Here is a 14,507-nt window from a genome sequence, read left to right as displayed (position 1 = left end):
CGTGGACGGGATGGTTAATCCCGCTTCGTGCGGCGTCGCGAGGTCGGCATTGGGCCACGACTTCGCCCCAGGTCCCGCGCCTCATCTCTCCCGCAACCCCGCTTGTCGCAGGGCCGACGCGAACATCCTGACCGAGGGGCTCCGCCTTTCCGAAGAAGGCATCCTCCCAAGACCCGCCCCCCAGCCCCCGAACGATCCCGGTGATCATTCGCGCCCGTCTCGTGGGCTGGTGGTGAGAGGGAGGATAGGGGAGGCGGGGAGGGTGGGGATAAGTTTCAGGCGGGGGCGATGGGAAGGCTCAAGCTGAACCGGTCATTCGGCACGCGCAAAAATCAGTCGCAAAACTCCGACTTTTGCGGGTGAGCTCTGCGATGGAAATGCTCGTGTGCCATTCAGCGAAATTCGTGCGTCGCGAATGTCAGAAGCGATACTTCGGCTGCTTCGCGCCAAAAGCGACCACGCCTCACCGGAGTCGGCAATGGGCGACTCGATGACCTCATTCTGGCGGTCGAGCCGGCCTTACTGGTTTTTAGCCCCAAGATTTCGCATTTGGAAAGATGAAATTCCGTTGTGTTACCTCGGCGGTGATCGAAGTTTGGTCTTCAGGTGAAAGATGTACCATTTGTAAATGAAACTCTCGGTATATTCTCAGCAGTGCCGCTGCGTCACGCAACGTGGGGAAATGATGCCTTGTTTACGCAGCAGCAATTGATGTCCATCCTTTCCTCGTTTCCAGATCCCGCATTCATCCTGACGCGGAGTGGCAGATATGCAGCCATATTCGGGGGAAAGGATCTCAGGCATTATCATGACGGTAGCGCTCTTGTCGGACGCAGTATGTTTGACGTGCTGAAAGAGCAAAAGGCACAGTGGTTCGCCACCGAAATTGAGAAGGCGCTGAAAAGCGGCGTGCTCCATATCGTCGAATACGAGCTCAGCGGCAGCGACGTTCAGGGAGCCGGCGAAGGGCCGAGCCATTCCATCTGGTTTGAAGGCCGCGTTCAGGCGCTCAATTTTCCGGTGGAGGGCGAGGCTGCCGTCGTCTGGGTGGCGAGCAACATCACCGACAAGAACGAAGTTCAGCGAAAGCTGCGCCAACTGAGCGAAACGGACGCCCTGACGGGGCTCTACAACCGGCGCAAGCTGATCGAGACCCTGGACCGACAACTGGCGATCTTCCAACAGGAAGAATCACAGACGTCGGTCCTCGTTTTCGATCTCGACAATTTCAAACGGCTGAATGACGAAATGGGACATCAGGCAGGCGATGCCGCCCTGGTGGAGATCGCCCGCATATGCCGGCAGCATTTGCGTCAGAGCGATGTGATTGCCCGTTTCGGGGGCGACGAATTCGTGGTCGTGATGCCGGGAACCCATCGTCGCGATGCGCTGGACATTGCAGAGCGACTGCGCGGGCATGTTCCGGCCGCCCTTCGGGAAAGCCTGCGCTACGAAGGGACGATCAGCGGCGGAGTCAGCGAATTCAATCGGCCCGATCGCTTTTCCAGCGATGTTCTCAAGCGCGCCGACGAGGGGTTGTATCTCTCGAAGCGGGCCGGTCGCAACCGGGTCTCGGCATGTTAGAGTCCATCAGACTCAGCCTGAACCAGCCAGATTCTTGATCCTTCGTCTTCGTTTGTCTTTTCAGGATAACTTGTTTCCACTGATTTCCGACAACCTCTCGATGCCAGCCGGTGCAAGGGATCCGCTGCAGAGGGCGGTATAAGCCGGTGCCAATGCCCGCAATGAGCCGAATTCGGCTTTCCGCTCGTCGCAAACATCCCGAGTAAAGGGACGCTTGATGTCACGACCTTTGTGACGTCGCGAAATAGGCGATCTGGCAAAGCGACAGTGACGGCATTTTGCGCGGAGTCGTCGATGGCAGGTGCCCGGCCGGCACGACCACGTCCACCCTCTGCCTCCCGCTCCTCACGCCGACTTGCCGCCTCCGCGCCGCAGGTGTTCGTCCAGCCGCGGCATGATTTCCACGAAGTTGCAGGGCTTGTGGCGGTAGTCGAGCTGGGGCCTGAGGATGTGGTCCCAGGCGTCGCGGCAGGCGCCGGGGGAGCCGGGGAGGGCGAAGACGAAGGTGGCGTTGAGGACGCCGCCGGTCGCGCGGGACTGGATGGTGGAGACGCCGATCGTCTCGAAGGAGACGCGGTGGAAGATCGCGGAGAAGCCATCCATGTGCTTCTCGAAGATCGGCTCCAGGGCTTCCGGCGTTACGTCGCGGCCGGTGAAGCCGGTGCCGCCCGTCGTGATGACGACGTCGATGGCGGGGTCCTTCGACCATTCGACGACCGTGGCGCGGATGGATTCGATGTCGTCTGTCACGATGCGGCGGTCGGCGAGGCGGTGGCCGGCGGCGGCGAGGCGCTCGGCGAGGGTCGTGCCCGAGCGGTCCTCGGCGAGGCTCCGCGTGTCGGAGACGGTGAGGACGGCGATCGACAAAGGGATGAAGGCGCGTTCGCTCATGATGGTCCCATCCCTGTTGCATCCAGGCCGGCGGCCGGGCGAAGCGTCGAGGCTTCCACCCACCAGCCGGGCTCCTCGCCGAGGATGATCCGCGCGGCGCGCTCGGCATGGGCGGCGCTCGCGAAGAGGCCGAAGACCGTCGCGCCCGAGCCCGACATGCGCGAGAAGAGCGCGCCTTCCCGCTCCAGCGCCTGCCGCGCCGCGCCGATGGGGGGAGCGAGGGTGAGGGCTGGGGCTTCGAGATCGTTCCGCGACCCGCCGAGATAGGCGACGAGGGCCTCTGCCTCGCGGAACCCTTCCGGCGGAAGGGGGGGCAAGGGCGGGTTGTCGCGGCGGACGAGGGCGCGGAAGACGGCGGGCGTCGAGACGGGCAGGCCGGGATTGACGAGGACGAGGGCGATGGCCGGAAAGGCGGCGAGCGGCTCGATCGTCTCGCCGATGCCCCCGATCCGGCATGGCTGCTCCGTCAGGCACATGGGAACGTCGGCGCCGAGGGCGAGCGCGCTCTCGGTCAGCGCGGCGCGAAGCCCGGCATCGCCGGCGGCGAGGAAGCGCAGGAGCGCGGCGGCATCCGCCGAGCCGCCGCCGATGCCGGAGGCAACGGGCAGGCGCTTGTCGAGATGGAGCGCGAGGGGACCGAGCGCGATGCCCCGGTTCGCCAGAAGCGGCCGCGCCAGACGCAGCGCCTGGAGGAGGATGTTCTCCTCCCCCGCCGGGACGTCGCCCGCGAAACGGCCGGCGAGTGTCAGCCCGTCCGCCTCGCAGGGGCGAGCGGCGACCGTGTCGCCGATCTCGGCGAAGGCGACGAGACTGTCGAGCAGGTGATAGCCGTCCTCGCGCCGCCCGGTGACGTGCAGCGCGAGGTTGATCTTGGCGGAGGCGCGCTCCGTGCCCTCCGGCCGGAAGGCGGCGGTGGGGGCGGGGCCGAGGCGCGGGGCGACCGCGCTCAGTTCGGCACGCCTTCGGTTTTGGGCTGGACCGCCGGCGCGGCGCCCGGCGCCTTCGGCTGCGCCGCGTCCGCGGCGGTCGCGAGGGCCTCGGCGGCGCCCGCCTTCAGCGGCTTGCCGGAGCCGTCGATCTCGGCCTTGCGCGTCTCCGGCGGCAGGCCGTCCTTCAGCTTGGCCTCGATCTTCGTCACCTCGGCCGCTTCGGGCTTTGGCTCGCCGACGAGCGCGCGGCTCCACTGGAAGCGCGCCTCGCGGGTGCGCCCGACGCGCCAGTAGGCGTCGCCGAGATGGTCGTTGATCGTCGGGTCCACCGGCGTGATCAGAACGGCGCGCTCGAGCTGCTCGACGGCGTCGTCGTAGCGCGCGAGGCGGTAGTAGGCCCAGCCGAGCGAATCGATGATGTAGCCGTCGTTCGGGCGAAGCTCGACCGCGCGCTTGATCATGTCCAGGCCCTCGTCGAGGTTCCGGTCCATGTCCACCATGGAATAGCCGAGATAGTTCAGCACCTGCGGCTGGTCGGGCGAGAGGGTCAGCGCCTTGCGGAAGTCCGGCTCGGCCTTGTCCCACTGCTTCAGCCGCTCGTGGGCGATGCCGCGCTGGTAGTAGAGATTCCAGGTTTCCTTCTTGGCGGGCACGGCGATCTCGACCGCCTTGTCCAGCGCCTTGGCGGATTCGGCATAATCCTTGTCGGCCGAAAGCACGTCGGCGAGCGCCAGATAGGCTTGGAGATCGTGCGGATAGTCCGCGACGGCCTTGCGCAGATGGGCTTTGGCCTCGTCCTTGCGCTCGGCATACCAGAGGTCGAGGCCGGTCTGGAGGCGGGCGGCGCGATAGAGGGCGGAGTCCTTCGGAATCTGGCGATAGTAGGCGATCGCCTCGTCCACATGCTCGCCGCGCTCGGCGATGCCGGCCAGTGCCATGAGCAGGTTCGGGTCGGTCGGCGCGAGCGCGCGGGCGAGCTGAAAATAGAGGAGGGCGACCTGCTGGCCCTCGCCGCGGTTGATCGCCTGCCCGAGGATGTAGAGCGTCTCCGCCGCGCCTTCCTTGACGCTGGACAGGGCGGGCTCGATCGTCTCGCCCTTCTCGATGCGCGCCTTCAGGTGCAGCAGCGGATCGTAGGTGTCGGCGACGTCGAGGCCCTTGTCGAGCGCGGCGACGGCGGCGGTCTTCTTGCCGTCGCGGGCTTCCAGCCGGGCCAGCGCCTCGGCGGCGGCGAGGAACGCATCCGGCGAGACCTGGGCATTGGCGGAATCGTCGATCACGGCGGCGAAGGACTTGCGCGCGATGTCGGGCTTGCCGGCGAGCGAGGCGATGAGGCCGGCCTGATAGTCGTTGAAGATCGGATACCAGGTCGCGCCCTGAAGCTCCTTCAGGCGCGAGAGGGCGCCGTCGACATTGCCGGCGCCCGTGTCGGCCCAGGCGGAGAGATGGCCGATCAGGAGCGCGTCGAGGTCGCTCGGATCGACGATGTCGAACTCGGCGATGGCGGGCGTGTAGCTGCCGCGGCGCAGGAGATCGATGCCGAGCGCGAGGCGGGCGACCTTTCCGGCCTCCGGCGTGTCGCGAATCTTGGCGGCGAGCTCGGCGGCCTGCTCGAAATTGCCGGCGGCGAGGAAGGCGAACATCGCATCCTGCTGCAGCGGCTCGGAGGTCGGATCGAGCGTCAGCGCATCGGAATAGAAGGTGGTGGCCGCCGAGAGATCGCCGCCGGCCTGGGCCGACTTCGCCGCGAGATAGGCGCCCGACAGCGACTGCGCCGAGCCGATGCCCGCCTTGCTCGCCGCAAGGTCCGTGCCGGCGGCAAGGACCGATCCGGCCGACAGCGGCGAGAGCCCGATCAGGGCGGCGAGGGCGAGACGGGCTGGACGCTTCATGGGCAAGGGATGAGATCCTCTCTGGAGCCGACTCGTCGTTCCCGCGAGGTCGGAAGGGTTCGGCTGGCGTCTTCACGGTCGCGCCCGGCCTGCCCGTGGCCGTTTTGATTGCGGGCGAAGATGTTTACGGCAATTGCCTCTGCAACGCCACGATCCTCGTCGTACACGCGCCACCACGTCGTTGTGCCCGCAGGATGACCATTTTGGGGCCGCAAGGCGTGGTTGCGGTTCCTGCGACGTGGGATCGCGGCTAGTTGATGCGCTCGATGCTGAAGGCGACGACCTCGATCAGCGCCTCGCGGGCCTCCGAACGCGGCAGGGCGGCGGCGGATTCGAAGGCGATCTCGCCGAAGGCACGGGCGCGCGCGATCGTCTCCTCCAGCGCGCCGTGGCGCTCCAGAAGGCGCTGCGCCTCGAGAAGCGCCGCGTCGTCGTTGGCGCCCTTCTCCATCGCCTCGCGCCAGAAGGCGCGCTCGGCCTCCGTTCCGCGCTGGTGGGCGAGGATGACGGGAAGCGTGATCTTGCCCTCGCGGAAATCGTCGCCGACATTCTTGCCGAGCGCCTTGGCCGTGCCGCGATAGTCGAGCACGTCGTCGAGAAGCTGGAAGGCGAGGCCGAGATTGAGCCCGTAGGCGCGCATGCGCGCGCAAGCTTCCGGGCCGGAGCCGGCGACGACGGGGCCGACCTCGGTCGCGGCGGCGAAGAGCGCGGCGGTCTTGGCCTCGATCACCTGGAGATAGTCGGCCTCGGTCGTCGTCATGTGCTTGGCGGCGGAGAGCTGCCAGACCTCGCCCTCGGCGATGACGGCGGAGGCGCCCGACAGGATGCGCAGGGCTTCCAGCGAGCCGACCTCGACCATGGTCTTGAAGGCCTGTCCGAGCAGGAAGTCGCCGACGAGCACGCTCGCCTGGTTGCCCCAGATCATGCGCGCGGTCTCGCGCCCCCGGCGAAGATCGCTCTCGTCCACGACGTCGTCGTGCAGCAGCGTCGCGGTGTGCATGAACTCGACGCTGGCGGCGAGCTTCACATGGGCGGAGCCCTTGTAGCCATGGGCGATGGCGGAGGCGATCGTCAGCATGGGCCGCAGGCGCTTGCCGCCGGACGAGATCAGGTGCTCGGCGATCTCCGGGATCAGGGTGACGTTCGATCCGGCCATGGCGAGGATCATCGCGTTGACCTCGCCCATCGCGGCGGATGTCAGCCGGACGATCGGCTCGATCGAGGCCCGGGCGGGCGTCTCACGGGCGGGGTTGGCAACACTCACGATGGTCTCTCCGTTGTTCGCGCGAGGACTAATCACGGGAAGCCTAGGGCAGCAAGCCTTGAACATGGGGCGCGGCGGCGCGGCGTTAAGGCGGATGACGGACGCTCTGCCTCTTCGCCGCACGTTTGCGCCGCTCGCGCCGCGCCATCTTGCCCGCCGGGCCGCCCGGATGCCATGCTTCCCTCGGTCTTCGCGCCTGCAAGACACGGGGTGGACCGTAAAAACAAGAGGCGCACCCTCATCCATCGCCGGCGCATCCCGCAAACTTGCGTGTGCCGGCCGAAAAGAGCCGGCGCACCGGCAAAACGAAGAGAGGCCAAGGACATGAGCGAGCACGGGACGTTTCGGACGACATGATCGAACTCCTGCGATCCAACGACGTCGTGACGATCTCCTTCGTCGATTCGCTTCTGACCGATGCCGGAATCGGACATTTCGTCGCCGACAGCCATATGAGCATTCTCGACGGCTCGATCGGCGTATTGCCGCGCCGCATCCTGGTGGACGCCGACCGCATCGAGCAGGCGCGGCGCATCCTGCGCGATGCCGATCTCGGCAAGGAACTCTCCTGACCGGGGAAGGCCGCGATCCGAGGGGGCGCGACCCGGGGGGCGACGACCCGGAGACGAGCCGCGACGCCTTCTTGCGCGGCGCCTTCCATCTTCTCCAGCCGAGGACGGGCTTTCGCGCCGGGCTCGACGCCTTGCTTCTGGCCGCCTGCCCGCCGCCGGAGAGCGAAGGGCGGGCCGCCGATCTCGGCTCGGGTTCGGGCGTCGTCGGGCTCGCCGCCGCCGCGCGCTGCCCCGGCCTTGCCGTGACGCTCGTCGAGAAGGACCCGGCCATGGCGGACCTCTCGCGCCGCTCTCTGATGCTCGAGGAGAACGCCGCGCTGGCGCCGCGCCTGTCGGTGGCGGTCGCCGATCTCCTGGCGGGCCGCGCGGGGCGGGAGGCTGCGGGGCTTAAGGACGGCGCCTTCGGCCTGATCCTGACGAACCCGCCCTTTCATCCGGCGGGCGGGCGGGCCTCGCCCGATGCGCGGCGCGATGCGGCGCGGGCGATGCCCGAAGCGGGGTTCCTGCAGCGCTGGCTCGCCTCTGCCTCCGCGCTGCTCGCCCACGGCGGCACGCTCTTTCTCGTCGCGCGGCCGGACAATCTGCCGGCGATCCTGGAGGCGGGAGAGGGACGCTACGGCGACATCCGCATCCGGCCGGTGCAGCCAAGCGCCGGGCGACGAGCGAGCCGCATCCTCGTCTCCGCCCGGCGCGGCTCCAAGGCGCCGCTTTCCCTCCTGCCGCCGATCGTCCTGGCCGAGGAGGACGGACGGCCGAGCGATGTCGCGACGGCGATCGGGGAGGGGCGCGCGACGGTGGGCTTCGAGATCTGATACCGACGAGCCCTTGAATTGACCTGTTTCGTGGGCCAAGGCCCACCCGCAGGGCCGGGCCTCCTCCGTCGTGGACGTCGTCAGGCTCGGGTCACGGCCGACAGGCCGCTCCCATCGCCTTCCTCGTCCACGGCGAAGGCCGCTCCTGCGAAACAGGTTAATTCAAGGGCTCGTCGGTATGACAGGCCCGCACCGCGCGCTCCATCTTTGCGCGGCGGCACGGCGTGCCTACATCGGGATCGTCCGGCGCGGCCGGTTCTCATCGCAACAGGCGGACCGACCCTTGGCCTTTTCCCTCAAGACCCTTCTTCCCAAGCGCTTTCGCAAGACCACGGTCACCGTTCCGGTGGTGCGCCTGAGCGGCACGATCATGGCGGCGTCCGGCCCGCTGCGGCCGAGCCTGTCGCTGGCCGGAGTCGCGGGTCTTCTGGAGAAGGCCTTCGACATGAAGGACGCGCCGGCCGTGGCGATCTCGGTGAACTCGCCGGGCGGCTCGCCCGTGCAGTCGCGGCTGATCTTCAAGCGCATCCGCGATCTCTCCGAGGAGAAGAAGAAGCCCGTCCTCGTCTTCGTCGAGGATGTCGCGGCTTCCGGCGGCTACATGATCGCCTGCGCGGGCGACGAGATCATCGCGGACCCGTCCTCGATCGTCGGCTCGATCGGCGTCGTCTCCGGCGGCTTCGGCTTCGTGGAGGCGCTGCAGAAGCTCGGCATCGAGCGGCGCGTCCACACGTCCGGGCGCAACAAGGCCGTGCTCGACCCGTTCCGGCCGGAGCGCGAGGAGGACGTCGCCCATCTCCTGTCCTTGCAGCGCGAGATCCACGAGACCTTCATCGACCTCGTCAAGTCGCGGCGCGGGGGCAAGCTCGCCGAGAGCGAGGAACTCTTCACCGGGCAGTTCTGGTCGGGGCTCCGAGGTCTCGAACTCGGGCTCGTCGACCGGCTGGGCGATCTGCGCTCCGTGCTGCGGGAGCGCTTCGGCGACAAGGTGAAGCCCGTCGTCATCCAGCCGAGCCGCGGCTTTCTCGGCCGCCGGCTCGTCGGCCAGAGCGTGCTGGACGGGGCGGGAGGCTTTCGCGCGGATCTCGCGGGCGCCGGCGCGGCCGAGCGGCTGGCGGCGATCGCCGAGGAGCGCCTCGCCTGGAGCCGCTTCGGTCTTTGAACCGATCGTGAAGAGCCGGGCGCCTTCGCGAAGGCGCGGACGCCTTTACGCGGACCGGCGGGCGTATCATAGTCGCGGGACGGGATCTGATGGTCGACCTCATGCCACAACTCTTCCTCTTCGGCCTCGTCGGGGCCGCCGCCTATTACGGGTTCAACCGGCTGAAGGGCGAAGCCGTGCGGCTGGCCGACCGCAACCGCCGGTCCGAACAGGAACTGCGGACGGGCGCGCAGGGCACGCTGGTGCGCGGCGAGGACGGGGTCTATCGGCTGAAGCGGGATTGAACTCGGGCGCGGTTTCATCGGTTCGAGTGTGATGGGGTAGCGCGAAGCACCCCCCTCTGCCTGCCGGCATCTCCCCCGCAAGGGGAGAGATCAGGCTTGTCTCAAACGCTTCCAGTTTCGCTCGACCGCTGCAGCCGCCGATCTCCCCCTTGAGGGGGAGATGGCTGGCAAGCCAGAGGGGGGCGCCTCGCGCCAACGTAGACGTTCTCTTCGAAGCGACCTCATGGGCCCTGCGATCGGCTCCCGGCTTGACCGGCTCGCGGCGTGCGTGGCACAGCCGGGGAACCTTCTTGCCGCCCGATGCCGTGGTGCGTCGATGCCGGCCCCTGTCCGCTGGATGCCCGACATGACCGATGCCGCCCCGCACATGGCGCCCGAGCGCTCCTTCCAGGGGCTGATCCTGGCGCTGCACCGCTACTGGGCCGATTACGGCTGCGTCGTGCTGCAGCCCTACGACATGGAGGTCGGCGCGGGCACCTTCCATCCCGCGACGACGCTGCGCGCGCTGGGCCCGAAGCCCTGGAACGCGGCCTATGTCCAGCCCTCGCGCCGGCCGAAGGACGGGCGCTACGGCGAGAACCCGAACCGGCTCCAGCACTACTACCAGTATCAGGTCATCCTGAAGCCGAACCCGTCCAACCTGCAGGAGCTCTATCTCGGCTCGCTCGCCGCGATTGGCGTCGATCCCAAGCTCCACGACATCCGCTTCGTCGAGGACGACTGGGAAAGCCCGACGCTCGGCGCCTGGGGCCTCGGCTGGGAGTGCTGGTGCGACGGTATGGAGGTCTCGCAGTTCACCTATTTCCAGCAGGTCTGCGGCATCGAATGCGCGCCCGTGGCGGGCGAGCTGACCTACGGGCTCGAACGGCTCGCCATGTACGTTCAGAACGTCGACAACGTCTACGACCTCAACTTCAACGGCCGAGAGGGCGCCGAGAAGGTGACCTATGGCGACGTGTTCCTGCAGTCGGAGCGCGAGTTCTCGCGCTACAATTTCGAATATGCCGACACGGCCATCCTGCATCAGCACTTCATCGACGCGGAGACGGAATGCGGCCGGCTGCTCGCCGCCGGCGCCCCCGCCGCGCCCGGCGCCCTGCATCTCTGCGTCTTTCCCGCCTACGATCAGGCGATCAAGGCGAGCCACGCCTTCAACCTCCTCGACGCGCGCGGCGTGATTTCCGTGACGGAGCGGCAGAGCTACATCCTGCGCGTGCGCACGCTCGCCAAGGCCTGCGGCGAGGCGTTTCTTCTGACGGAAGCGGGCGGCCAGTCGCTGGTTCGGGCTGCCTGATCTCCTCATTCTATCATCGATGCGAGTTCCCACGGCACCGAACGCGATCTCGTGCGTTGGGGAGCGGGGACTTCTGACAAGGATGTGATCGATGCAGTGGAAGGGCCGGCGGCAATCCAGCCAGATCGAGGACCGCCGCGGCGGGGACGGGGGCGGAATGCCCGGGGGCGGCGGCTTCCGCATTCCCATGCGCCGGGGCGCCGGTGGCGGCGGCATCGGCATCGTCGGCATGATCATCATCGGCGCGGTGCTCTGGTTCGGCTTCGGCGTGAACCCGATCGACGTGTTCATGGGCGGCCAGCAGGGCGGCGGCACCGTCACGCAGACGGCGAACGGCCCGGGCGTGCAGGGCGCGGCGGACGAGACCGACGATTTCGTCGCGACGGTTCTGGCCGACACCGAGGATGTCTGGACGAAGCGCTTCCAGGCGGAGGGCCAGACCTATCAGCTGCCGACGCTCGTGCTCTTCAGCGGCGGCGTCGCCTCCGCCTGCGGGCAGGCGAGTTCGGCCTCGGGGCCGTTCTACTGTCCCGGCGACCAGAAGCTCTATATCGACACGACCTTCTTCCGGCAGCTTCGCGACCAGCTGAACTCGCCCGGCGACTTCGCGCAGGCCTATGTCGTGGCGCACGAGGTCGGCCATCACGTCCAGAACCTGCAGGGGATTCTGCCCGCCTTCGATCAGGCCCGCCGGCAGGCCTCCTCGGAGACCGAGGCGAACGCGCTGTCGGTGCGCGTCGAGCTTCAGGCCGACTGCTATGCCGGGATCTGGGCGCATGATAGCCAGGCCTCCGGCTATGTGGAGGAGGGCGACATCGACGAGGCGCTGAACGCCGCGCAGCAGATCGGCGACGACACGCTGCAGAAGGAGAGCCAGGGCTACGTCGTGCCCGACAGCTTCAACCACGGCACGTCCGCGCAGCGCCAGACCTGGTTCAAGCGCGGCTTCGAGACCGGCGACATGGCCCAGTGCGACACGACCAAGGGCGACATCTGAGGGCTCGTGCCCATCCCGGGTCTCGCCGATGGCGATGACCCGACTCGAGCGCCGGGCGGCCGCCGTCCGGCGCCGCATCCGCGCCGACGGCACGGCGCTGGAGGAGACGCTGTTCCAGGCGCTCCGCCGGAGGCAGCCCGACATGGCCGCCTTGTTCGAGCGGCAGATCCGCATCGGACCCTATCTCGCCGATTTCGTCGCCCCGGCGCTTCGTCTCATCATCGAGCTCGACGGCGAGCAGCATGCCCGGCCGGCGAACGCGGAGCGCGACGCGAGGCGGGATGCCGCGCTGGAGGCCGAGGGATACCGCGTCCTGCGCTTTGCGAACGCTCTCGTTCGCGCCGACATGGCCGCGGTTCTTGACACGATCGGTGCCGTGGTCGAAGAGCGGCGGACACTGCCGCCTGCCGATCGAAACCCTCCGGCGCCCCGCCCCGGCAAGCCGCGCCCGCGGCCCGCGCGGCGCTGAGGCGATCGGCTCCAACGACGCCTCCGGCCTCGCGCCGGCCTTCTCCCGAAACGGGAGGGGGGAGGGAGCCAGACCCATGCCCGATCTCCTTCTCGAACTTCGCTCGGAAGAGATTCCCGCGCGCATGCAGCGCAAGGCCGCGGGCGATCTGAAAAAGGCGCTGACGGACGCGCTGGTCGCGGCGGGCCTGACCTACGAGGGCGCGCGCGAATACTGGACGCCGCGCCGGCTGACGCTGGACATTCGCGGCGTCGACGCGCGCTCGAAGGACACGGTCGAGGAGCGCAAGGGCCCGCGCACGGACGCCCCCGCCAAGGCGATCGAAGGCTTCCTGCGCGGCGCCGGCATCGCCTCGATCGAGGAGGCGCATGTCCACAAGGACCCCAAGAAGGGCGACTTCTACGTCGCGCATCTGAAGAAGGCCGGCCGGCCGGCCGAGGAGATCGTCGCGGAGGCGATGCCCGCCATTCTCGAAGGCTTTCCCTGGCCGAAGTCGATGCGCTGGGGCAAGGCCTCGGCCGAGGCGGGCTCGTTCCGCTGGGTGCGTCCGCTCCAGTCGATCGTCTGCACCTTCGGCCCCGAGACCTCCGAGCCCGTCACCGTGGATTTCACGGTGGGCGGCATCACCTCGGGCAACACGACCTTCGGCCATCGCTTCCACGCGCCGGGCCCGATCAAGGTCCGCCGCTTCGACGACTATTCGGCGAGCCTGGAAAAGGCGTTCGTCGTGCTCGACGCCGAGCGCCGGAAGGACATCATCCGCACCGATGCCGAGAATCTGGCCTTCGCGAGCGGGCTCGAAGTCGTGCCGGACGAGGCGCTGCTCGAAGAGGTCTCGGGCCTCGTCGAATGGCCGGTCGTGCTGATGGGCTCCTTCGAGGAGGCCTTCCTCGCGATCCCGCCGGAGGTCATCCGCCTCACCATCAAGACCAACCAGAAGTGCTTCGTCACGCGCGTCGCGGGCGAGACCAAGCTGTCGACGAAGTTCCTGCTCGTCTCCAACATCGAGGCCTCCGACGGCGGCTCGGAGATCGCGCGGGGCAACGGCAAGGTCGTGCGCGCGCGCCTCTCGGACGCGCTCTACTTCTGGCAGACCGACCAGGACGACCTGCCGGGCTGGGCGGACTTGAAGCCGGCCGCGGAATCGCTCGGGCTCGACCTTACCAAGCCGCTCGACCAGCGCATGGCCAAGCTCGACGCGCTCGGCGTCACCTTCCATGCCAAGCTCGGCACGCAAGGCGAGCGCGTGCGCCGCATCGCGGCGCTGGCCGAGGAAATCGCGCCGCTGGTCGGCGCCGATCCGGCGCTCGCGCGGCGCGCGGCCTTGCTGGCGAAGGCCGACCTCACCTCCGAGGCGGTCGGCGAGTTTCCCGAACTGCAGGGCCTCATGGGCCGCTACTATGCCGGGCTCCAGGGCGAGCATCCGAGCGTCCAGGCCGCGGTCGAGGAGCACTACAAGCCGCAGGGCCCGGGCGACGCCGTGCCGAGCGATCCCGTGGCGATCGCGGTGGCGCTGGCGGACAAGCTGGACACGCTGGTCGGGTTCTGGGCGATCGACGAGAAGCCGACGGGGTCGAAGGACCCCTATGCGCTGCGACGGGCGGCGTTGGGGGTGATCCGGATCGTGCTGGACGCCAAGCTTCGTTTTCCGCTTCGCCTTCTCGTCCCTGCCGGGGACCTGCCCGCGTTCTTCCACGACCGCCTGAAGGTCCAGCTCCGCGAATCCGGCGCTCGTCACGATCTCGTCGATGCCGTGCTTTCACCCGAGAGCGACGATCTCCTCGACATCACCCGACGCGTCGAAGCCCTTGGCACATTCCTCGCGACGGAGGACGGCCGGAATCTCCTCGCCGGGACCAAGCGGGCGGCGAACATCCTTGCCGCCGAGGAGAAGAAGGGCACGCGCGTCGCGGAGGCCGTCGATCCCGCGCTGTTCGTGGATGCGGAGGAGGGGGCGCTTCAGGCGGCGATCGATGCGGCGGATGGGGCGGTCGAGCGGTCCGTGGCCGCGGAGGACTATGCGGGGGCGATGACGGCGCTGGCGGGTCTTCGCGCGCCGGTGGACGCCTTCTTCGACAAGGTTCTGGTCAATGCCGAGGACGAGGCGGTGCGGGCGAACCGTCTGGCGCTTCTCTCCCGCATCCGGGCGGCGACGCTGCGGGTGGCAGACGTGTCGAAGATCGCGGGCTGATCGGGGCTCGGGGCGAAGGCGCGACGTTTGACGCCTATCTTTCTTCGCCCCTGCGGGGAGAAGATGCCGGCAGGCAGATGAGGGGGGGCAGCCTCGACAGCAACGCCGCCCTCGCTGGATCGAAGGACGGCGGGCAAGCCCCTCATCCCCCTGCCGGGACCTTCTC

General features: G+C 68.3%; 13 protein-coding genes. 9 read left to right on the top strand and 4 right to left on the bottom strand.

The features are described from left to right. The first annotated feature begins 837 nt into the window (after positions 1-837). Entirely contained in the window at positions 838-1,584 is a 747-nt protein-coding gene (locus ASG62_RS08215) for a GGDEF domain-containing protein (protein WP_244487574.1), read from the top strand. A 345-nt stretch (positions 1,585-1,929) separates the two neighbouring features. On the opposite strand, the gene moaB is transcribed toward ASG62_RS08215, so the two are convergent. From moaB to ASG62_RS08195, 4 genes are all read right to left on the bottom strand, one after another. After that, a complete protein-coding gene (gene moaB / locus ASG62_RS08210; RefSeq protein ID WP_056694812.1) occupies positions 1,930-2,475 on the bottom strand; it encodes a molybdenum cofactor biosynthesis protein B in 546 nt (181 codons plus the stop codon). Further along, positions 2,472-3,425, bottom strand: a complete 954-nt coding sequence (locus ASG62_RS08205) for a 4-(cytidine 5'-diphospho)-2-C-methyl-D-erythritol kinase (RefSeq protein WP_082537236.1) — start codon at positions 3,423-3,425, stop codon at positions 2,472-2,474. Before ASG62_RS08205 ends, moaB begins: the two co-directional genes overlap by 4 nt. Beyond that, the gene (locus ASG62_RS08200) at positions 3,422-5,296 is read right to left on the bottom strand and encodes a tetratricopeptide repeat protein (RefSeq protein ID WP_056694814.1); all 1,875 of its coding nucleotides are present in this window, start codon (positions 5,294-5,296) and stop codon (positions 3,422-3,424) included. The genes ASG62_RS08205 and ASG62_RS08200 overlap by 4 nt, the downstream gene beginning before the upstream one ends. A gap of 250 nt (positions 5,297-5,546) precedes the next feature. Next, positions 5,547-6,563: a polyprenyl synthetase family protein gene (locus ASG62_RS08195; RefSeq protein ID WP_413814188.1), complete on the bottom strand. Its 1,017-nt coding sequence runs from the start codon at positions 6,561-6,563 to the stop codon at positions 5,547-5,549. 350 nt (positions 6,564-6,913) lie between these two features. Between ASG62_RS08195 and ASG62_RS08190 the strand changes: the two genes are divergently transcribed. From ASG62_RS08190 to glyS, 8 genes are all read left to right on the top strand, one after another. Next, complete coding sequence (locus ASG62_RS08190) at positions 6,914-7,132, top strand: DUF2007 domain-containing protein (RefSeq protein WP_056694817.1); 219 nt, start codon at positions 6,914-6,916, stop codon at positions 7,130-7,132. A 71-nt stretch (positions 7,133-7,203) separates the two neighbouring features. Then, a complete protein-coding gene (locus ASG62_RS08185) occupies positions 7,204-7,944 on the top strand; it encodes a tRNA1(Val) (adenine(37)-N6)-methyltransferase (RefSeq protein ID WP_056694819.1) in 741 nt (246 codons plus the stop codon). Positions 7,945-8,227: 283 nt separating this feature from the next. Next, the gene (locus ASG62_RS08180) at positions 8,228-9,106 is read left to right on the top strand and encodes a S49 family peptidase (protein WP_056695029.1); all 879 of its coding nucleotides are present in this window, start codon (positions 8,228-8,230) and stop codon (positions 9,104-9,106) included. A gap of 101 nt (positions 9,107-9,207) precedes the next feature. After that, a complete protein-coding gene (locus tag ASG62_RS08175; RefSeq protein ID WP_244488599.1) occupies positions 9,208-9,390 on the top strand; it encodes a hypothetical protein in 183 nt (60 codons plus the stop codon). Positions 9,391-9,727: 337 nt separating this feature from the next. Beyond that, positions 9,728-10,684 (top strand): glycine--tRNA ligase subunit alpha, encoded by a 957-nt coding sequence (locus ASG62_RS08170; RefSeq protein ID WP_156382028.1) that lies wholly within the window; start codon positions 9,728-9,730, stop codon positions 10,682-10,684. A 91-nt stretch (positions 10,685-10,775) separates the two neighbouring features. Continuing rightward, positions 10,776-11,681: a neutral zinc metallopeptidase gene (locus ASG62_RS08165; protein ID WP_056694823.1), complete on the top strand. Its 906-nt coding sequence runs from the start codon at positions 10,776-10,778 to the stop codon at positions 11,679-11,681. Positions 11,682-11,715: 34 nt separating this feature from the next. Next, positions 11,716-12,150, top strand: a complete 435-nt coding sequence (locus ASG62_RS08160) for an endonuclease domain-containing protein (protein WP_162246015.1) — start codon at positions 11,716-11,718, stop codon at positions 12,148-12,150. Between the two features lie 76 nt (positions 12,151-12,226). Next, positions 12,227-14,341, top strand: coding sequence for a glycine--tRNA ligase subunit beta (gene glyS, locus ASG62_RS08155; protein WP_056694829.1), 2,115 nt, complete (start codon positions 12,227-12,229; stop codon positions 14,339-14,341). Positions 14,342-14,507: the final 166 nt, after the last annotated feature.

The organism is Aureimonas sp. Leaf427 (assembly GCF_001425485.1).
Classification (GTDB): Bacteria; Pseudomonadota; Alphaproteobacteria; order Rhizobiales; family Rhizobiaceae; genus Plantimonas.
This window is presented reverse-complemented; position numbering and strand designations above follow the sequence as displayed.